Source organism: Photorhabdus sp. HUG-39 (genome assembly GCF_963878365.1).
Taxonomy (GTDB): domain Bacteria; phylum Pseudomonadota; class Gammaproteobacteria; order Enterobacterales; family Enterobacteriaceae; genus Photorhabdus; species Photorhabdus kayaii.
In genome coordinates this window covers 1-20,407 of the sequence record NZ_CAWNWY010000004.1, presented here as the reverse complement: position 1 = coordinate 20,407, position 20,407 = coordinate 1, and the positions used below count along the sequence as shown (strand labels likewise).

17 protein-coding genes and 3 pseudogenes are annotated in these 20,407 nt (G+C 43.3%); 7 read left to right on the top strand and 13 right to left on the bottom strand.

What is annotated here, in order from left to right; translation table 11 throughout:
- Window positions 1–136: 136 nt before the first annotated feature.
- The gene (locus tag AAC155_RS04090; protein WP_113041144.1) at window positions 137–727 is read right to left on the bottom strand and encodes an inclusion body family protein; all 591 of its coding nucleotides are present in this window, start codon (window positions 725–727) and stop codon (window positions 137–139) included.
- Between the two features lie 511 nt (window positions 728–1,238).
- Here AAC155_RS04090 and AAC155_RS04085 point away from each other — a divergent pair.
- The 6 genes from AAC155_RS04085 to AAC155_RS04060 all read left to right on the top strand — a co-directional run bounded on the left by AAC155_RS04085 (window position 1,239) and on the right by AAC155_RS04060 (window position 12,828).
- Entirely contained in the window at window positions 1,239–1,967 is a 729-nt protein-coding gene (locus AAC155_RS04085; protein WP_113041143.1) for a LuxR family transcriptional regulator, read from the top strand.
- 364 nt (window positions 1,968–2,331) lie between these two features.
- On the top strand, window positions 2,332–2,742 hold the full coding sequence (locus tag AAC155_RS04080) for a CorA family divalent cation transporter (protein ID WP_113041142.1): 411 nt from the start codon (window positions 2,332–2,334) through the stop codon (window positions 2,740–2,742).
- A gap of 36 nt (window positions 2,743–2,778) precedes the next feature.
- A complete protein-coding gene (locus AAC155_RS04075) occupies window positions 2,779–3,606 on the top strand; it encodes a hypothetical protein (protein ID WP_113041141.1) in 828 nt (275 codons plus the stop codon).
- A 168-nt stretch (window positions 3,607–3,774) separates the two neighbouring features.
- The gene (locus AAC155_RS04070; protein ID WP_113041140.1) at window positions 3,775–11,634 is read left to right on the top strand and encodes a type I polyketide synthase; all 7,860 of its coding nucleotides are present in this window, start codon (window positions 3,775–3,777) and stop codon (window positions 11,632–11,634) included.
- Window positions 11,634–12,656, top strand: coding sequence for an arylesterase (locus tag AAC155_RS04065; protein WP_113041139.1), 1,023 nt, complete (start codon window positions 11,634–11,636; stop codon window positions 12,654–12,656). The genes AAC155_RS04070 and AAC155_RS04065 overlap by 1 nt, the downstream gene beginning before the upstream one ends.
- Window position 12,657: 1 nt before the next feature.
- The gene (locus AAC155_RS04060) at window positions 12,658–12,828 is read left to right on the top strand and encodes a hypothetical protein (protein ID WP_228902698.1); all 171 of its coding nucleotides are present in this window, start codon (window positions 12,658–12,660) and stop codon (window positions 12,826–12,828) included.
- A gap of 305 nt (window positions 12,829–13,133) precedes the next feature.
- Here the strand turns inward: AAC155_RS04060 and AAC155_RS04055 are convergent, their stop codons facing one another.
- The 10 genes and pseudogenes from AAC155_RS04055 to AAC155_RS04010 all read right to left on the bottom strand — a co-directional run.
- Window positions 13,134–13,379, bottom strand: coding sequence for a hypothetical protein (locus tag AAC155_RS04055; protein ID WP_240002813.1), 246 nt, complete (start codon window positions 13,377–13,379; stop codon window positions 13,134–13,136).
- Between the two features lie 588 nt (window positions 13,380–13,967).
- A complete protein-coding gene (locus AAC155_RS04050; RefSeq protein ID WP_113041138.1) occupies window positions 13,968–14,501 on the bottom strand; it encodes a hypothetical protein in 534 nt (177 codons plus the stop codon).
- A 2-nt stretch (window positions 14,502–14,503) separates the two neighbouring features.
- Entirely contained in the window at window positions 14,504–14,743 is a 240-nt protein-coding gene (locus AAC155_RS04045) for an AHH domain-containing protein (RefSeq protein WP_113041137.1), read from the bottom strand.
- Between the two features lie 514 nt (window positions 14,744–15,257).
- Entirely contained in the window at window positions 15,258–15,509 is a 252-nt protein-coding gene (locus AAC155_RS04040; protein ID WP_229015786.1) for a hypothetical protein, read from the bottom strand.
- Window positions 15,510–15,637: 128 nt separating this feature from the next.
- On the bottom strand, window positions 15,638–16,015 hold the full coding sequence (locus AAC155_RS04035) for a hypothetical protein (protein WP_113041136.1): 378 nt from the start codon (window positions 16,013–16,015) through the stop codon (window positions 15,638–15,640).
- A gap of 264 nt (window positions 16,016–16,279) precedes the next feature.
- The gene (locus AAC155_RS04030) at window positions 16,280–16,510 is read right to left on the bottom strand and encodes a hypothetical protein (protein ID WP_113041135.1); all 231 of its coding nucleotides are present in this window, start codon (window positions 16,508–16,510) and stop codon (window positions 16,280–16,282) included.
- A 66-nt stretch (window positions 16,511–16,576) separates the two neighbouring features.
- Window positions 16,577–16,891 carry a hypothetical protein gene (locus AAC155_RS04025; protein ID WP_113041134.1) on the bottom strand — a complete coding sequence of 105 codons (315 nt, stop codon included), beginning with the start codon at window positions 16,889–16,891 and terminating at the stop codon, window positions 16,577–16,579.
- 453 nt (window positions 16,892–17,344) lie between these two features.
- Window positions 17,345–17,551, bottom strand: a pseudogene (locus tag AAC155_RS24375) (RHS repeat-associated core domain-containing protein); the annotation flags it as partial.
- 124 nt (window positions 17,552–17,675) lie between these two features.
- Window positions 17,676–17,993 (bottom strand): hypothetical protein, encoded by a 318-nt coding sequence (locus AAC155_RS04015; RefSeq protein WP_113041133.1) that lies wholly within the window; start codon window positions 17,991–17,993, stop codon window positions 17,676–17,678.
- Window positions 17,994–18,003: 10 nt separating this feature from the next.
- Window positions 18,004–18,579 (bottom strand): annotated as a pseudogene (locus tag AAC155_RS04010) (EndoU domain-containing protein); the annotation flags it as partial.
- Between AAC155_RS04010 and AAC155_RS24370 the strand changes: the two are divergent.
- Complete coding sequence (locus tag AAC155_RS24370) at window positions 18,568–18,654, top strand: DUF7706 family protein (RefSeq protein ID WP_441343299.1); 87 nt, start codon at window positions 18,568–18,570, stop codon at window positions 18,652–18,654. The pseudogene AAC155_RS04010 and the gene AAC155_RS24370 overlap by 12 nt on opposite strands.
- Before the next feature lie 39 nt (window positions 18,655–18,693).
- On the opposite strand, the gene AAC155_RS04005 is transcribed toward AAC155_RS24370, so the two are convergent.
- On the bottom strand, window positions 18,694–19,044 hold the full coding sequence (locus AAC155_RS04005) for a hypothetical protein (protein WP_113041132.1): 351 nt from the start codon (window positions 19,042–19,044) through the stop codon (window positions 18,694–18,696).
- Window positions 19,045–19,436: 392 nt separating this feature from the next.
- Window positions 19,437–20,407, bottom strand: a pseudogene (locus tag AAC155_RS04000) (RHS repeat-associated core domain-containing protein); the annotation flags it as partial.

Sequence of the window (20,407 nt, the reverse complement as noted above, 5' to 3'; positions counted from 1 at the left end):
TAAGATTTTATTTATAAGGCAATAATATTATTATATAAATTAGTGTTTGTTACAGACATTTAATTAAATTAAAAAATAAAAATACTGGAAAATTATTTTAGTAATTTTCCAGTAGAAAATGAAAGCATACAAATGCTTAGCTATTAGTTACTTCAATATATGGATCATATCGATAATAACCTAGGAGCTTTTTACCGTCATAAGCGGCAAAGAACCATGTATATTGTTCTACACCTGGTTTATGAGCTGTTGCTTGGAAATAACTATCTTGAGATTCAACAAAAATTATCTTAGGTTCATCCTCATTTGCATTAATACCTGAAGGGACCATTGGAACTTTTTTGCCCATAGGGTTCTGTGACCATATTTGTGATGGGACAGAGATGACATCGTCTCCTATACTAAGCTTTTTGAATTTATACAATATAATCGTATAGTCGAAATTATTAGATACCGTTGTAGCCCTCCACCTAATATTTGCATTAATGGGAACAGTGACACGGGCACCAGATGAACTCGCCACTTTCAATCCAAGCTCTGGAGTATAATTAGCTATATATACATGCTGACGGATAATTGTTGGATCTTTAGGGTCCAGAGAACTTTTAAGATTATTAGTACGAAGATATTCAATAATTGAATCAATATCAATAACAAAGGTTACATCAGCTGTAATAGAGTTCTTGGTTATAGCAATATCATCTTTACCCTGAATGACTTCACTCATCATAACACCTCTTACATATTTAAATTATTTATTGGGAATTGAAAGGTTATTTGCTTGCTCATTATTATTATTATAACTTTCTTTTTATATAATTAACTATTAAAGTTGAAACAGCTACTGGTATAAATCATAGTTTATATGGGAAAATTACTCATATATTTATCAGGTACTACTTCATATAGTTCAGTATTTTAGTTAATTTATTTTTGCGAAAAATAAAACATGAAAACTTTATATTAAGACATTAAATAATCATTTATATTTCATTGAAAGCGATTTAATATTCTTAATATGACTATAATATGTTTTTATATATATTGTTTTACCTGATTATTAAAATTTCAATCTTATTGATATAATTTCTTTTGTTTACGAAAAATACATTGTGGCTTATCAAATCTTGCTTCTGTATAACAGTAAATAATTATTTTCTTTATTAAGTGTAAATTTTGATACTATAATAAATATTAGGGTTCACTATCAATATTCTTAATTTTCAAGAGGACGTTGAATGAATATTTATCGACCATATACCTTACCCTATAATTTTCATAAATTAGATGTAGATGTACATTTTGTGGCTGAAATTTGTGAGCTTATTAACAAAATTTCGGGGTTTAGTTTGTTCTCCCTTTTATTAAAAGCGCGCTTTCCTATCTCTAATCGAGACGTATATTTCTTTAATAATTATCATGAATCTTGGAGAGCCCTTTATATAGAAAAAAAGTATTGGATGATTGATCCCGTTCTAAATTTCCGACCTGTGCCACCTTCTTTTTCAAAAATATGGGACTTGGATTTTTTTTCCAAATCTAATGGGCAAGAGCTTTGGTATGTTAATCAGAAATATGGATTTCGTTCTGGGATCACCTTTGGTCTTCCTGCATTTTCAGGAACTTATGGAATATTTTCTGTTGCGGGAAAAGATGGGCCTATTGATAACGAGACAATGTATAAATGTAGTGGAGAAATTTTAGGAGTATATATTAGGATAATAAGATACTTAACATCACACACAAAGTATTTACAATCGTTCTATATCGATAATACCTCATTTTCACATAGAGAATTAGAAGTATTAAGGTATACCGCAGATGGGATGACATCAATTGAAATTGCATCAACCATTTGTGTCACTAAAAGTACAGTTGATTTTCACCTAATGAATATCGTCAAAAAACTGGATTGTAAGAATAAATTCCAGGCAATAGCTAAAGCGGCATTACTTGGCTATATATAACTGATATACCCGTTATCCTTCAAGTTGCCTCTTTGTTGGCTGCACTCGCTCACCCCGGTCACATAGTTACCTATGCTCCCGGGGATTCACTCCCTTGCCGTCGCGATGCATCTTGAAATCCATAGGGTATATCTTTATTGGGCAACACGATGTAAATGAAAATGAGGTTAAGATTGACATGAACGGTATTACTATGCCACGATTAGAACAACCGATTCATTATTCTAAAACAAAACAATTTGCAGATTTCTAATTATATATCTCCAAGATTATATAATCATTTTTTCAAGGCGGATTTTTATAAAGGTGCTTATTATATCATAAGTATCTTCTTTATGTATTAATAATAATCAGGAGAAATACAGTGGCTAATCTCAGAGAAATACTGATTGCCTTTGGTTGGGGGGGTATTGTTGTCGGGATTATGATGGGTGGGTTAATAGGAATGTATGCTTTTAAAGGGCCATTCCGTGCACCTAAAGGTCATGAGAGCTATACAGACTTAAATCGTAGGATGCTCAGGCTAGCTCATATTGCTTTTATCATGTTGCCGTTGATTTCTATCTTATACGGTATGAACATTGACGATTTACAGGTTCCTTATATTTACAAGTATTACGCAACAATCTGCATGATGATTCTTTCTATCGGAATCCCTGTATTATTGATTGCCTCGTGTTTTTATTTACCGTTCAAGTATGTTCAGGTTATTCCTTTTAGCTGTGGGATGTTTGCATTAGTTGTAATGGCCGTGGGCAGGGTGTTAGCCCTGTAATCTATTAATCGTAGTCTTTATATTGAGATTTTAATCATGGAAAAATTACCGAGTGCGCGTCAACTCGGCAGGGATGCTATTGCTGCAACCGTCGAAAATAACCAATATCAGCGTAATCATCAGTTTGCAAAGCGATTAATCGATCGCATTGAAGCGCACCCGCTGATGAGAAACCCAATTTTGTTAAAGATGAATAGCGGTGAGTTCGACATCAGCCAGATGAGGATATTCCATCTGGAGTTTTATCACGCCTTCGCCCAAGTATTTACCGATGCGGTGATCGAAGCGTTGGGCTCAGCAAAACAGCTGGAAGGGCGTTTGGGTGCGCGGGCAAAAATGGCAGCTCGTTTTTTGCTGCAAATTAACCTGCTAGATGAGTTAGGTTTCCACCCAGGAACAGGCTCTGACAGTGGCTATAACGGGCAACCAGCACTGGCTCACTATGTGCAATTCTTCAACACCATCGAGCAATTGGGGATGAGTGAGAATGAGGTGAAAGCTTGGTTTCCGATGTCCAGTTCAGTGGCATGCCGCGCGACATTTGAAAATGCCTACGGTGACTACCCTCAGTTGGTGGCACTATTAGCCGTTGCTGAAACAGTGTTCCACGACTTTGCTACGCCTTGGGCGAAAAGCGTGGGTGTAGCGACAGATATTGATGTGTCTACCGGTTATCACAGTATTCACGTAGAGACCGAAACCGGTGGATCAATTGAAGACGGTCATTCTGAGGATGCTTGGATCTTATTCTGTCAGGCGATTACCGAAGATCGCTTTGATGAAATGGAACAGCGAGTAGACCTGTGGCTGAAAGTATGGAATGACTTCTGCAACGATCTGCTGGCGGGTCGTGCTGCAAAATAATTTCAGGCTAATTTAACTTTTCATATATATACCCTATGGATTTCAAGATGCATCGCGACGGCAAGGGAGTGAATCCCCGGGAGCATAGCAAACTATGTGACCGGGGTGAGAGAGCGCAGCCAACAAAGAGGCAACTTGAAAGATAACGGGTATAAAGAGCTAATCATTATGCCGTCCCACCAGTTGTTTAACAGGGGATTTAATTCCTTCAACCAACTATTGCCAGAACTTGCTGTTCAACATACCGACAAGACGGCATTTGAGTTTTTACGAAGTTCTAGGGAGATACAAAATCAAAGCTATGGGCAATTGCACCAACGCGCAGCATCATTAGCAAGCGCACTTCAGCAATATGGTCAGCGCGGTGATAGGGTTATTTTACTTTATCCAGACGGTGAAGATTTTATTGGGGCGTTTTTTGGCTGCCTTTATGCAGGAATGATTGCTGTCCCGGTCCCTATGCCAGCGAAATCCTCAGGAAATGCGTGGGAGCGTTTTATTGGCGTTTTACGCAATGCGAAAACAGAATTTATTGTAACAACCGGGAAAGGAACCGAAACGTTAATACAACTGACTTTACCGTCACCTCCACTTATTTTTACTTTTGATAAACCGGAAGCGATATCACTGCCTGCGGGATATCGCCTCCATTATCTTGAACGCCATTTTGCTGGGGTATTTAATCCTGCGCAGATGACTGACACCGATCTGGCATTTTTACAATACACCTCAGGCTCCACGGGTACGCCAAAGGGAGTGATGGTTACCCACGGCAATCTGTGGGCAAACTCACAGGCTATTCACCACTATTTTGGTCATCACAGTGAAAGCCGCGGCATGATATGGCTGCCGCATTTCCACGACATGGGGCTTATCGGTGGACTGCTACAGCCCGTGTATGGGGCGTTTCCATGCCGGGTGATGTCACCAATGATGCTGATGAAAAACCCGCTTAACTGGTTAAAACAGATCTCAGAATATCGTGCGACTACATCGGGGGGGCCCAATTTCGCGTACGATCTTTGCGTACGTAAAATTAGCCAGCAACAGGCTGAAGGTTTAGATCTCTCCTTCTGGGATGTGGCGTTTTGCGGGGCTGAGCCTATTCGTCCTGCTACATTGCGCCAGTTTGGTGAGCATTTTGCCCATACTGGCTTCGGTGCTAAGGCATTTTTACCCTGCTATGGCATGGCGGAAACCACGTTGATCGTTACCGGCATGGATAAAGGTCAGGGAATGGTCGTTACCAATGAAGATGAAAAAGATCCCGGTGTTGTCAGCTGTGGTCAGGCGTTGCCAAATACCGAAGTACGCATTGTCGACCCCGTTAACCTGCGTGCGCTGGAGGCTGGACAAACGGGAGAAATCTGGTTGCGTGGGCCCAGCATTGCGAGCGGTTACTGGAATAATGCTGCTGCGACAGCAGCTACTTTCCATGCTCAGATCGAGAATGAATCGGCACACTGGTTGCGCAGTGGTGATTTGGGGTTCCAACAGCGAGGATCGCTGTACGTTACTGGGCGTGTGAAAGAACTCTTGATTGTCAATGGTCAGAACCATTACCCAACAGATATTGAGGAAACGATCCGGAACGCTGATGCTCTGCTGGCCAATGCCACCGTCTGTGTTTTTGCCAGTGACATTGCGCAGACAGAGCAGGCCGTTGCCTTGCTGGAAATCCCGGAACGCGCCAAAGAGTTTGTTGATACAGCAGCGTTAAACGACCGCCTGAATGCAGCAGTGGCAGACCGGCATGGCATAACACTGGGTGAGTGGGTATGGGTTGGTCGACGGGCGATTCCACGCACGACCAGTGGCAAACTGCAACGAACTCGTGCCAAGGCAATGTACCAACAGGATGCATTAGTTGTGCAATGGAGCAGCCGAGCGGTTCAACCACAACCGGCCTGTACAGATGGTGGTCTGTTTCACAGTGTGCCGGCGCTAGCGTCATTTATTGCAGGTATTATCAGTACGGCGGTTAACAGGACCGTTAACCAACAGCATTGGGATGATGCGTTCACGACATTTGGGCTGAACTCGTTGCAAGCCGTTGGTGCGATAGGTGAGTTGGAACAGCATCTGGGCCGTGAGCTTTCTCCATCGTTGATTTACGATTATCCGACCATCAATAAACTGGCCGTGGCACTGTTGCAGCCTGCGGAGCAAAAAGCCGCGGCTACGGTGGCTATCACTGACGATGCTATCGCGGTGATAGGAATCGGGGTTGAATTGCCGGGGCACAGCGGCGTTCAGGCGTTATGGTCGTTGCTACAACAAGGACAAAGTACGACCGGAGATATTCCCGCTCACCGTTGGGCTGGCTCGGCGTTAAGCGGTTTTAATTGTAAAGGCAGTTTCTTTGACACCGTAAGTGAGTTTGACGCTGGCTATTTTGGGATTTCGCCGCGTGAGGCTGAGTATATTGATCCGCAACATCGCTTGTTGTTAGAAACCGTGCAGCAGGCATTAACTGATGCGGGGTTAAAGGCTTCCACCTTGCGGGGAAGTGATACCGGGGTGTTTATTGGTATCAGCGCCAGTGATTATGCTTTGCTCTCGGGCGCTCGGGTTTCTGCCTATAGCGGGTTGGGTAATGCGCACAGCATTGCGGCTAACCGCATTTCCTATGTTTATGATTTCAAAGGGCCAAGTGTCGCAATTGATACGGCCTGTTCCTCTTCTCTGGTCGCGATTGACACGGCGATACAAAGCCTGCGTTCGGGGCGTAGTACGCTGGCTATCGCTGGCGGCGTGAACTTGGCTCTGACACCGCATTTACAGACCGTCTTTACGCAGGCGCATATGTTGGCGCCAGATGGCCGGTGTAAAACCTTCGATGCACGGGCCGACGGATATGTGCACGGTGAAGGATGTGGCATCGTCATTTTAAAACCACTGGCACAAGCACTGACCGATGGTGACCGGGTTTATGCCACTCTGGTAGCGAGTGCCATCAATCAGGATGGTCGTAGCAATGGGATCACTGCGCCGAATGGCCTATCACAACAGGCGGTTATCGCACGGGCGCAGGCCGAGGCGGGCATCAATAGCAACCATATCGATTACGTGGAAGCACACGGTACCGGTACGGCATTGGGCGACCTGATTGAATTTCAAGCGCTGGAGGCGGTGTTCGCGCAACGCCATCAACCCGCAGCGGTGCAGGTGGGGTCGATCAAGACGAACATTGGTCATCTGGAAGTCGCCGCGGGCGTGCTTGGGGTTGTGAAAGTGGCCTTAATGCTGCACTACCAACAGCGTGTACCTCATTTAAATTTCAAACAAATCAATCCTCATATTGCCGCCATTAGCCGCCGAGTTTCGGTAGCGGGGAACCGCAGTTGTGCATGGGAGTCGGCTGAGGGCCAACGCTATGCAGGTGTCAGTAGTTTTGGCTTTGGGGGAACCAATGGTCACGTGATCCTGCGTGACTGTCCGCAGGCGGCAAAAGGTGAAGAGGAAGCGTTACCGTTAACGTTACTGCTGGTGGCCTCGCATGAAGAACAGGGTTTTAACGCCCAGCGTGACGGTGTATACCGCAGCTTGCAGTTGCAACATGATGCTGACGTCTCGGCGTGGTGCCGTCTGGTCAATACCCGTTATGACCACCCACGCTACCGTGGGTTTGCCTTTGGGGCCAACCGCCAGCAATTGGCCGAGAACCTGATGCAAATCAGCGGTAGCAAAGCGGGCAAAGCGCAGCCTCAGGTCTGGTTATTCCCTGGGCAGGGAACGCAACAAATTGGCATGGGGTCAGCCTTGTATCAGCATCTGCCATATTATCGCAAGTGCTTTGACCAACTGGCTGATACGGTTTTACAACGTTATCAAATCGATATCCGCCAGGCGCTACATGCTCAAGACGACAGCTGGCAGCGCTGTGCTAAAACTTGTCAGTTGTCCCTGTTTGCGTGCAGCTATGCCATAGCAGAGAGTTTTATGCAGCTTGGGTTACGCCCAGCGGCCGTGATTGGTCATAGCCTGGGTGAATATTGCGCCGCGGTTATTGCTGGTCAAATATCGTTGGAGCACGGGCTGGCAATGGTTCACCAACGCGCCCACTTGATGGGCAGTCTGACCCAACATGGCGCGATGGCCGTGGTGTTCAGCGGTGAAGATGAGGTTCGTCGCTACATCGCCCCATGGGCAGGAGAGGTTGCCATTGCTGCGTTTAATACGCCGACGCTGACAACCATTACAGGGAGTACTGCGGCGATTGAAGCCTGCCTGAAAGACATTTCTGGGCTGGGCGGTCATGCCCGGCGTATTAAAACCGCCAACGCATTCCATTCTCACCTGATGGACCCGATCTTGTCAGAGTATCAACTCTGGCTAACGCAACACATTGATTTTAAAGAAGGGAATCTGCCTTTCTACAGCAATCTTGACGGCAAGGTACGTCAATATACGACGGCTGACTACTGGGTCCAGCAAATTCGGCAACCGGTTCACTTTTTGCAAGGAATTAGGGCACTGTTTGAAGAAGAGAAATATACGTTTGTGGATCTGAGTGCAGACAGTTCGCTGGGCAAATTTGTTGTTGTGACAGACCGTGGGCAACACGTATTGGCCGCGGCTGACCATCGACATGAATATCAATCACTGCTGACGCTGCTTGGCTCATTGTGGCAACACGGGCATGACATCGAGTGGTACAGGCTGTACCTCGCAATGGGCCGTGAGGCGTTGACGCTGCCAGCTATCCAATTTTGTAAAAAAACCTACTGGTTGGCGGATGAAAAGTTAATGCAGCCATCATCTTCACATGAGGACGTTATGTCACAACACCACCAATTACGGAGCGAAATAAAAGCGATTATAGCCGGGTATCTTGGGGCGCAGCCTGAGGATTTGGATGACGATCTGCCTTTTCTGGAAATGGGCGCGGATTCGTTGGTTCTGTTGGATGCAATCAATACCATTAAAGATCGTTACGGGGTCGCGATCCCTATGCGCTCACTGTTTGAAGAGTTAAATACGCTGGATGCGGTGCTCCACTATGTCGTGGAGCATGCCCAGGTGGCGGAACCCGTTGCTCCGGTTAATGAAAATCGCGGTGCTATGCCCGTTGTGCCATGTGCAGAACCCACGGTAACACCTACATCGGTTCATGCGGGCGAACTCGGGGGGGCGGTATCGGTTGCGGCTCCTGAAACACTGCAAGGCTTGATTGCACGGCAGTTAGAGATCATGTCACAACAGCTTCGCTTACTCAATGGCGGCATAGTTCAACCCGCTCCGGCACTGCCCGCTGTAGAGGCCAGCGCACCAGTGGCGACACTCCCGCAGCCACTGGTGGCTAAACCTACGGTTACGGATAAGGCACAGACCAATGCAACACCGACTAAAGCCGGTGCGCACAACAGTTGGTTAAAAAAGGAAACCCAAAAGGCTTCGCTGGGGGCTAAACGTGACAGACATATTCAGCAACTGACTGAGCAATTTGTCAGGAAAACGGCAAGTTCGAAACATAATGCTCAACAATTCCGCGCCGTCTTGGCCGATAACCGAGCATCTGCGGGCTTCCGTTTATCCACAAAAGAAATGCTCTATCCTTTGGTCGGAGTGCGTTCACAAGGTGCCCGTATCTGGGATGCGGATGGCAATGAATACATTGACTTCACTATGGGATTTGGTGCCAACCTGTTAGGGCATGCGCCGGAATGCGTGCAGCAAGCCGTTGCCGCGCAGTTGTCCCAAGGCATGCAAATTGGGCCACAGAGTTCCCTTGCTGGTGAGGTGGCAACGTTGATCGCAGAGCTGACGGGTCAGCAGCGCGTGGCTTTCTGTAATTCTGGTTCTGAAGCGGTAATGAGCGCCATACGCTTGGTGCGCGCTGTGACAGGCAAAAATAAAGTGGCGCTGTTTAGCGGTTCTTATCACGGTGTGTTTGACGGCATTTTGGGACGCCAACAGGGAGGGGAGACACCAGAGCACGCGATACCTATTGCTGCCGGTACACCAGCGTCACTGGTAGAGGATCTGCTGGTACTTGAGTATGGCAGTGAAGAGAGCCTGGTACTGATTGCTAAATATGCCGATCAATTAGCAGCGGTCATCGTTGAGCCGGTACAAAGCCGGTATCCCAACCATCAACCGCGCGAATATTTGCATGCGCTGCGTAAATTGACGGCTGAACACGATATCACCTTGATGTTCGACGAGGTGATTACCGGTTTCCGTTTGGCTGCCGGTGGTGCACAGGCGTATTACGGCGTGAAAGCAGATATTGCTACCTATGGGAAAATTGTCGGTGGCGGTATGCCAATTGGTGTTATTGCTGGCTCTGCACGCTTTATGGACAGTATCGATGGTGGCTTCTGGCAATATGGTGATGAGTCTTGGCCACAGGCCGAGCTGATTTTCTTTGCGGGGACGTTCTCCAAACACCCGCTGACCATGGCTGCGAGCAAAGCCGTACTCGAATATATCAAGAACCACCCTAGACTCTATGACGATATCAACCAGAAAACGAACGACCTCGCGCAAACGCTCAACACCTGGTTTGCGACGACGGGAACTCCGATCGAAATTGTTTCCGCTGGCAGTTTATTCCGTTTCAAATTTAGCGGTAACTACGACATCTTGTTCCATCATCTCATGTTGCGCGGCATCTTTATTTGGGAAGGCCGTAACTGCTTTGTGTCCACTGCGCACACCACACAGGATATTGAGCTGTTTATCACTGCGGTTAAAGAAAGCCTCAATGCCATGCGTGCCGATGGCTTCTTCGGTGAGGATGGTTTGCAACCTAATACATCTTACCCTGCCACTGACCGCCAACAGCGTTTTACACTGCTGGCCGCTGAGGGGGAGTTGGGGCTACGCGCGGGTAACATTGGTTGCGTCATCGAAACGGCTCGTCAGATCGATGGTTCCATGATGCGCCAAGCCTGGACTCTATTGAGTGAACGCCATGAAGCATTGCGTATGCAGTTCAACGGCACTGGCGAGTTGCAGGTCATGGCATCTTGCGTAGGTGGCGTAGATTTTACCGAAGAATGCAGTGAACAGGCAGAAAATAATGGCCGATTGGCGGCGTTTGCGGCTCAATCGTTCACCTTGTTAACTGCTCCATTGGCTCGTGTATTACTGTTACGGCATGTCGGCGGCTCAACGCTGGCTTTGGCCGCGCACCATACCGTTGCAGATGGTTGGTCATTTATGGTGATGCTGCGCGAATTACTCCATATATATGATTCCATCGTGGCAGGGCAGTTGCCTGAACTGGCAGCAGCGCCAAGCTATTTGCGCTTTATACATGCGGAAAAGACGGCAAATACTGCCCTTATTGCCCAGTGCTTGGCTAAACTACCAACACTGCGTTTGAACCCTGCGCGTACGTTACTGGTTATTCAGCAAGTAGCACCATATCAAGGTAAGCGCTTAAAAGGGAGCGTGGATTACCCAGAATTACCGTCTCAGTTACGGAAAGCTGCCGTAAAGCTACGGGTAACTCGTTTTGTGATGTTGAGCGCCTTGTTTGTGTTGGCCTTAGAGAGGTTTATTGGTCACTCTTTGCTGCCTGTTGCTGTACCGAATTCCGGTCGGGATTTTGAACGGAGTGGAGGGCTTGTGGGGCAATGTGTCAGTTTGATGCCGTTTTGTTTTGACAGTGCCGCCAGCTCGTCACTGTCTGAATTTGTTGCTGCGATACATCAAGCTGCGTTGGCTCAGCGTGATGCGCCAGCATTACCAGCTCATTGTTTCCATGGCGAAAGCGCACAATTCCCTGTGCTGGCCACGTTCAATGTTGAACCTCATGCACCGCTGACCGAAATGCGCCAGTGGCAAGCTAGCCTGTCAATGCTACCTGTCAGTGCAGTTGAGTTCCCGCTAATGGTGAACGTAGTGGAAATGGCTGAAGGGTTGTCAATCGAGCTGGACTATCAGGAGCGTTACTTCTCTGCGCATATAGCTGCTGAGTTGCTGGAACATTACCTGGCTGTGATCAATGTCTTGGCGGAGCAGGGCGTGGACGCAGTGAATCAGCAATTTTATTCACCTGCTGAAGTGGAAGCCTGATGAAAAAGCTGATGGGTATTGCACTGGTTATTGCTGCGTTGGCGTATACGATCAATCTGCTGTTTGATGCGGGCGTTTTCTACCGCGTTCAAGATATTCACATGCAGCAGTGTAGAAAAATAGAGGGTGTCAACGGAGCTGAAGATATCGTGCCGTTGCAAGATGGCGGTGTGTTAATTAGCAGTCTTAACCGCCATGGTAATGCGTCAGGTGCCCTCTATTACTTACAACCGGGACAGGCACCTTTGCTGCTGCCAGGGGATTATCCAGCGGAATTTTTCCCGCATGGTATAGACGTATGGCAACAGGAGGGAAACACCTGGGTTTACGTGGTGAATCATCGTCATCAAGAGGACCGTATTGACGTTTTCCGTTTTGAACGTGCAGCAATGCGGCTGATTTATCAACCTGCGTTGTCACGCAGTGTTGGAAAAAATATCAATGATATCAGTGTCATTGATAAAACCCGCTGGTTGCTCACACGGGATCACGCGTATTCCGGTCTGCTCGGCCGCATTGAAGATTACCTGCGCTTGCCACTCGCACGCGTATTACTGATCGATGATTCTGGGGTGCACACATTGCTCGATGGGTTGCACTTTGCGAACGGTATTTATTATGACCGACAACGGGAACGGCTGTATGTGGCGGAAACCACAAGCGGTGCCGTAAGCAGTTGGGCATGGCAACCAGGTGGGACGGCACCTATGTTACTGAGTCGGGCAACCGGCTTGCACGGGGTAGACAATATTATGCCTGATGAAAAAGGGGACAGATTATTGGTGGCCGCACACCCACAACTGCTGAAACTGGCGGCGTACCAAAAGGATGCGCAAGTGCGTTCACCATCTCTGGTCTGGCAGTTGGCGATTGCCTCAAATGGGGAAGCAGAACGCGCTCAGGTGATTCACCAAAGCCATGGTCAGATGTTGGCGGCAATCAGCGTCGCGGCACCGTTGGCTGACCAAGTGGTGATGGGCAGTGTTTTTGATAATGGGCTGCTGATGTGCAGGGGAAACTAGCATGTTGAAAAAATGGTTCTCCCGCCGCTCGACCTTCACCGGCACGTTAGAGGGGCAGACGTTTACCCTGGCAACAGTTGAAACGGTACTCGAAAGCGCTCTGAAAGCCGGTATATCACTGCCTTATAATGTTGTGGTGAAGGTTCTGGTCTGGCGGTGGGTTTGGTGTTGAAAATAACTCATGTCTTTTTGTCTTTCTTTATACCGCACGGCATAACTCCTTTTTTGAACATAGAAAATATGGCTTCTAATTTAGCGTCTTGATTAAAAGAAAATAAATATCGATAAATGCTTATCATATTTAACATGTCATTACATTCGTCATTTACTTCATTTACTTCATTTACTTCATTTACTTCATTTAGAAAAATATCGTATTTGATGTTATCAACTAACTCTTGTTTCTTTCTTATAAGATATCATTTTCTTTTTCTCATATTTTCTTTAACTTGATCCTGGGTAGATATTTTTACTCTATCAAGGATATTCTTTTGTTGCTTTATTATAATCCTCATGAAGATAAAACTCGGATACCAGATCAGAGAAAAAATCACTCCAAACTATATAGTTACATGGTATGTCTTGATCGAAAAAAAGCTTTAATGCCCTATCTTTATTATCAATAATTTTATATTCATTAAATTCTTCAATAGAACCGGATAAAAAATCCGAACTTTTAAAAAATTCAACAGGTTCCATATAAAAATTTATTATCTCACCCATATTAAATTATCCTAAAATTTTACTCCAGAGATCAAAAACTCTTTGTCTGCCTATTTGATTTACGTCTTTCCCAAAAATATTAGTGTTATACCTATCTTTGGATCTAATAATATTACCATTCTCCATGCCTTTTTTAGCTATATTTTGAATGTTAGCTACTTGTTTCGATATGGTATTAATTAATTAATTGATTGATTTAGATTTATTTTATCCAGAGCATTGCATCAATATATCCGTGATGATTACCTTGATGCCTTGCCATTGCACTAACCCGTCGGCGTTGGCGTGGCATTCACCACGGTAAGAAAGAAGCCAGCCGGAAGCGATTCCGGCTTTTTGTTGTTTCAGAAAGAAAATAGAATAAAATAGCTAAAATATAGCTTATATATATATTTTATATGAATCTTATATTTTTCTGTATTATTCCTTTGTTTATATTATTATTTATTTTATATTTTTGTGATTTTAAGTTATATATTTAATATATAAGGCCAACCCTGTGAAATATTTATTTTAAGCATAAAAATAACAAGGCTGGAAAGATCACGGGGATCTTTCCGGCTTTTTCATGAGAATATGTTTTCTATATCAACTAGTTTTTAATATCATTGGATTAAAGGCGACTATTTTTTCATCCTTAGTCATTCCGCATGGATACAACCCTTCTTTATATATCTCAAAGATCTTTTCCAAGATTGATTCCTTTTGTTCGCCTAATATATACCTTTGAATAGATAACATTTTTAGTTGATAATAGACTTCATCTAAAATTTCAAAATAAAAATCATCGTATTCTGTATTTGTTTTTTTTATTTTAGATTTTCTATAAATTAATGTCTTTTCCTCTTGTAAGTCACTGTATTCTTCGTCAATATCTTCTAAGTAATCTTCAGCTTCAGAATAGTTATCTTTTAAAGAAAATTTACCAACGCTATTTTCTATAAGATCTTGCCAGACTAAATATCCATCTGGTAAATCTTGACTTAATGATAATCTGAGGTATTTGTCTTTATCTTCCAATAGGATAATATCAGAAGGTGCTTTTACTCCCCCTGACAAAAGATTATCTGAAAATAAAAAACTCATTGGTTCAGTTATAAACTTCTTATTTTCGCTTTTCATTATTATACCCCTAAAATTTTATTCCACATTTCTAAAGCACGTTGATTGCCTATTTTGGCTTTTCCTTTCGAGATATCTTTAGCTCTTATTGGTGTTCCATTCATCATTCCTTTCTTAGCTAAATTTTGTATATCAGCAACCTGTTTTGATATCTCATTAACAGACTGATTTAAGTTTATTTTGTCTAGTGCATTTTTAATAGCCCTAGAGTAACCATTGTGATTGCCTTGATGCCTTGCCATTGTACTAACCAGTCGGCGCTAGCTTACCGTGAATATTCACCACGGTAAGAAAGAAGCCAGCCGGAAGCGATTCCGGTTTTTTACTGTTTCAGAGAGAAAATAGAATAAAATATCTAAAATATTGACTATGTATATATTTACTATGAATCTTATATTTTTCTGTATTATTCCTTTGTTTATCTTCTTATTTATTTTATATTTTTGTGATTTTAAGTTATATATTTAATATACCGAATGAACTTCAAGATGCTTGAGCTGTCAGATATAAAAACATTTAAATTCAACAACATAATCGTTTTTCAAACATGCACTTTGAAGTATCTTGAGTATATATAATTCCAACCATGTAAGCTATTTGTTATTAAAAATAAAAAAGCTGAAAGATCACGGGGATCTTTCCGGATTTTTAAAATGGATAGGCTAAATAATTTTGGCTTGTAATATGCAAGTTAATTTATCTTTTACATATCTTTTAATATTTCATCTAGCCAACTACTATTTTTCCTCTCACATTCTATATTTCCGACGAAGAAAAATAGATCACTTTTTTTATATCTAAATCATATTTAAAATCAGGAATAGCAAAAAGATAACTTATTTTATCTATATTGTTTTCTTTTAATTTTATTGTAACTGGCCGAGTTATAAAATCAAAACCTGGATCTAAGGCAGGATTATCTTCTCTATCTATTTCTCCTAATTCACCTTGTTCTTTTCCATACCAAATAACAATTGCATGATCATAATCTGTTAAACTATTTTTCAAATTAAAATCACGCTCAAATTTTCAACCTTTATCCGTATTAATAAAATTATTTAAAATGGATGTATAGTCGGTTGAAGTTGAACACCAAACAGCATATTGTTCTTTCATAGTCATATCAGTACACCTAATTAAAAAGGCAAGTCAAGTGGGCCAAAAGTAAGTCGTCTACTAGACCATTTTCTTATAGCAGCTAGATATCCATTGATGTTTTTTGCATTATCGGCCATTGCTATCAGTTCGCGGTGAGCTAATGAAGATTGAAGAGAAACACTACCGGAATGAGGGATTGTATGCGTTCCCATAACGCCATTATCATACAAGAATTTAACTTTACCTGTAGAAGTTCTCCATTTCATATATTCATTAAATGTTACTCCCATTTCTTTGAATTTATCAGTCTGAGATACTGGCAACCATTCATGAAATCCTCCATCTTTAGAGTCACCATTTTTGCGGAGACGATCCTTTATGTTGTCTCTAAATCTAGGATTATCCCAAGCCTTCATAAATTGCTCTTGAGTTGAGTTATTGCAGAAATTTTCAAAGCCTTTTTTACCTCTTCCCCAGCCTCTCAGATATGCACTATATCCAGCTAATCCATGTGTATCTATCCATCCAGCCCGAGAGGTCTATCCAGTTCGCCGGAGTATTACCTTCAATCTGCTCTAGCATACAGTGGATATTCGCCACGGTAGATATCATAAGAAGGCCGGAAGATCTCGAAGGAACTTTCCGGCTTTATTTATTATTTAATGCAACGTAAAACTAAATTATTGCTTTTTCATTGATGTAATTATTACATCTGGTTTCTTGTTTTTTTTACTTTTAATAAAATCACTAAGGTGCTCATGACCAAATTTATCGCCATTAAGCTCAATTAGAGAAATAGAGTTATTTATGAATAAAACTAATTCCTTAAGTTCATCAACAGATGCTTGAAATGTGATTTCATTCAAGCTAACCAAGTCACTATCTTCTGACTCATAACCATATATTTTCATGTATTAAAAAGCCGGAAAACTCTTATTATCTTCCGGCTGTAATTGTTTTTGATAAAAAATATTTAATTAAGGCAGTAAATTATAAATATCATTTTTTATTTTATCAAACTCCTCATTGGCTTTAATTCTCTCCTTGAAATCATCTTTCCAAATAAAATAATCAGAAAAACTACCATTTCCTCTTAACATAGAACCAAATGTGCGGTTAGCGCTTTCAATTGCATCTTTTGCATTTTCAAGGCCATTATAATTTGGCGGGGTGAGAGAGGTGATAATTATATTGATGCCATTTATCCAATTTCTCTCACCATTGTTATACATGATTTCCCATAATGAAGTGAAAAGTAGTCGTAATTTTTCAGCTTGTTCAATAGAATCCATATATCACCTCAAAGGCCAATCTTGTAATACTTTGACACCATCTATTTTCCAAGGTTCTTTAACAAAAATTTGCATTTTATTCTGTCCTCCTAAATATATACCACCTTGATATCCCACAGGCCCTTCAAAAATAGTAGTGCCTTTAGGAATTTTTACTTTATATACGGCATTTATCGGTGATTTACCTGTTAATTCTCCAGCTTCATTAAACCATTGAGGTTTAACCGCTGTATCTATTCTCACATGGGCGACAGATGTTGGCGGTGAAGTGGTGAACAATTGCCCTAAAGCATTTTGCCCGCCGCCGCCATTTCCTCCACGATAAAGAATAAGATCTTCGTCTAATACCCTAGAGTTATATTTACCACCGGCAAAATTACCCGCAGGAGCCCAACGAATATCATATGGATGATGAGATAATGGACCAGGATTATTCACCATGTCATATTCATAATCCTTTTTGTTACATCCTGCCAGTCCCAGAGGATCAATCCAATTGACCGGATCATGGACATAGCTGTACGGGTTAAATCCGCCACTAAGATTCAAAGGGTCCGGCGATAAGTACTGGCCTGTATCACTCTCGTAATAACGGTGCCGATTATAAAATAAACCGCTTTCCTCGTCTTCATACTGACCCGCGAACCGCAGATTACACGTCAGGTTTCGCGGGTCATTGACCGTCAGCACCGGCCAGCATTTACTCTTGGTATTTCTTCCTTCAATTGAGAGTCAAGTAGAACAGGGCCGGAAGATCACGCGGATCTTTCCGGCTTTCTAGTGTTTATTTTCTACTCAAAAGTAATTCTTTCCACCTTTCAAGATAGCTTCTGAACTCTTCTATCGTTGAGATTGTTAAGCTCTCTTCGGTGTACTCATTAAAAATCTCGACGCTATCCAGTTTGATAGTGACAGTATGGGCATTGCCAGTGCCTTCCCATTGCAGTAATTCTCCATTTTTAACCGATTCACATAAATCAAGATATTCATTTACACCACGTAAACTACCTTGAATATCACCACTTAAAAAGTCTGCCAATACATGATATTCATAACCAAGATCCACTTCGGGGTATCCATCTTTATCAATAAAAAATCTCATACATCCTCTACTAATCAATGTATTTTGGGAACGCGGTATTTATATTGCCTGAAGCGTCAAGCCATCCTTCTATCTTAATTCCACTAGGAGAAGTTCCTGACCATTTTCCATTCGGCTGTATGGTGCCGTTTTTATAAGCTCCTCTGATCTCTGACATTACCTGTTGTCGATTCCAAGATTGAGGGAAAAATGTTGAATCAGATCCTTTTGCTACCCATTGGTTTGTTCTAGCATCAAACACTTCAACTCTTCCTTGATAAACACCATGTGCATTTGGAGGATTTGTAATTTCAGTGATACGGGCTTTCCTTTGATGACCTATACTCGCTTCGTGGTGAAAACCGACTGCTCTTCCTCTCCGATTTATTTCACCATGAAAAACATGCTCAGCATTAATTTGAGGATCACAACCAGCCAGCCCCAGAGGATCAATCCAATTGACCGGATCATGGACATAGCTGTACGGGTTAAATCCGCCATTAAGATTCAAAGGGTCCGGCGATAAGTACTGGCCTGTATCACTCTCGTAATAACGGTGCCGATTATAAAATAAACCGCTTTCCTCGTCTTCGTACTGCCCGCAAAAGAAGCGTATCAGATCAAAGATGCCATCGGTAAGCTTCAATCCGCTCTGGCTTACCGAGGGTATTCGCCAAGATAGATCATAAGTAAGGCCGAAAGATCTTTCAGCCTTACTTTTTTAATTAAAAATACCTTTATTCTCAGCTTTTTCTATGAATAAGTCTTGTAAACTTCCTTGTATTTCTTCGTCTTCATAAGTTAACGTAAAATCACCATCTATATTGGGTGGAAAGTGAGAACCATCAATGGTTCCAAATATAGTTGATGATGTGTCAGATATTACTACCTTGAAGAAGTCGAAAATAGCTGTTTTGTCTTGTTCATCTAATTTTGATAATGCCTTTCTGGCTTTAGCATACACATCATCATTATTATCTATTGGACTGGTTAAACTATTCTGATAACGGGGTAAGTTGTCATCAAATAATTCACTAAAAATAGATTCTATTATTTTCTCATCATTTTTCATATAGTTACCTTTTAAATTCATTTAAATCTAACTTCTGGATACATATCTTTATTCATATTAATAAGCTCTTTAAGCTTACTATTTGGAATTTCTGGGTAAACTCTTCTTAGCTCTTTTATATCTCTGGCAATCACACTTCTTACATTAGTAAATTCTTTACCTGTTGCTGGGTTTATTCGGCTTCTAGATACAATTCCTAATCCATCTTTAGAAACTGTATGTCCAACTTTAGGAACTAGCATTGATGGTCCCGTTTTAGGATCATAATTCTTCACTAGATCTTTCATTATTGCTTTTTGACCAACATGATGGGAATCAAGTGCTAGATTTTTTCCTTTAACTGAATCCCTTAAGTTCCCATAGCTGTCAATATCCCATTTCTTAGGATCTGAACATCCAGTCAGCCCTAATGGGTCGATCCAACCCGTCGGATTATGCACGTAACTGTAAGGATTTACTCCTCCTGCTAACCCCAAAGGATCTGTCGATAAGTACTGGCCTGTTTCATTATCGTAATATCTAAAGCGATTATAGCATAAACCACTCTCCGGGTCCGCATATTGACCACAGAACCGCAGATTACACGTCAGGTTGCGCGGGTCATTGACCGTCAGCACCGGCCAGCATTCCGGCTCGCCCCAGGTGAGTAATCGTCCGGCCCATATCAGCTCCCCGGCTTCGGTCAGAATTTCCCGCACCGTTCCTTGGTGATCACTCACCACATAGTATAGCTGACCTTTTTCATGCCGTGCCAGCGGCGTCAGGGCGCCCGGCTCATACAGCCAGTGAATGCTGTTCTCATACCCGACGGTGCCGTCCGCATACACCGGCGTCTCTTCAATCAGCTGCTCCCCGCTCCACAGGTAATCATAGCCGATTATCGCGGTCGGTTTCACCGGCGGTCCGGCGGTGTCTGTCTCCTTCCGCTTGCTAATCCGTCGCCCGAAGGCATCATAGCCATAGCGCCAGCGGGTGCCTTCCGGGCTGATAACCCCGGTCAGCCGGTCTTGCGCATCCCAGCGGTAGCGCCAGGTCCGCGGCCGGTAGCCCCGTCGCTGCTCGGTCTTCTCTGTCCGTCGCCCGTTTTCATCGTAGCGATAAGCGCAGGCCCCGTGCTGAATCACCCGCCCCGCCTGCTGGGTGTGGTAGCTCTGGCGCAGGTCTTCACTGAGTCGTTCCGGTACCCGTTTTTGGTAATGCAGATGCTGGCCGGCATCATACACAAACTGTTCGTCGCAGGCTCGCGGCCCGCCAAACTGGGCGGTCACCACCTGGTCATTGGCATTGTAGCCGTAGCGCGTCTCGTCCCAGCGGGTGTCTTCAATGCAGGCCACGTTGTAGGCCGGGGTGTAATGCCAGTGGC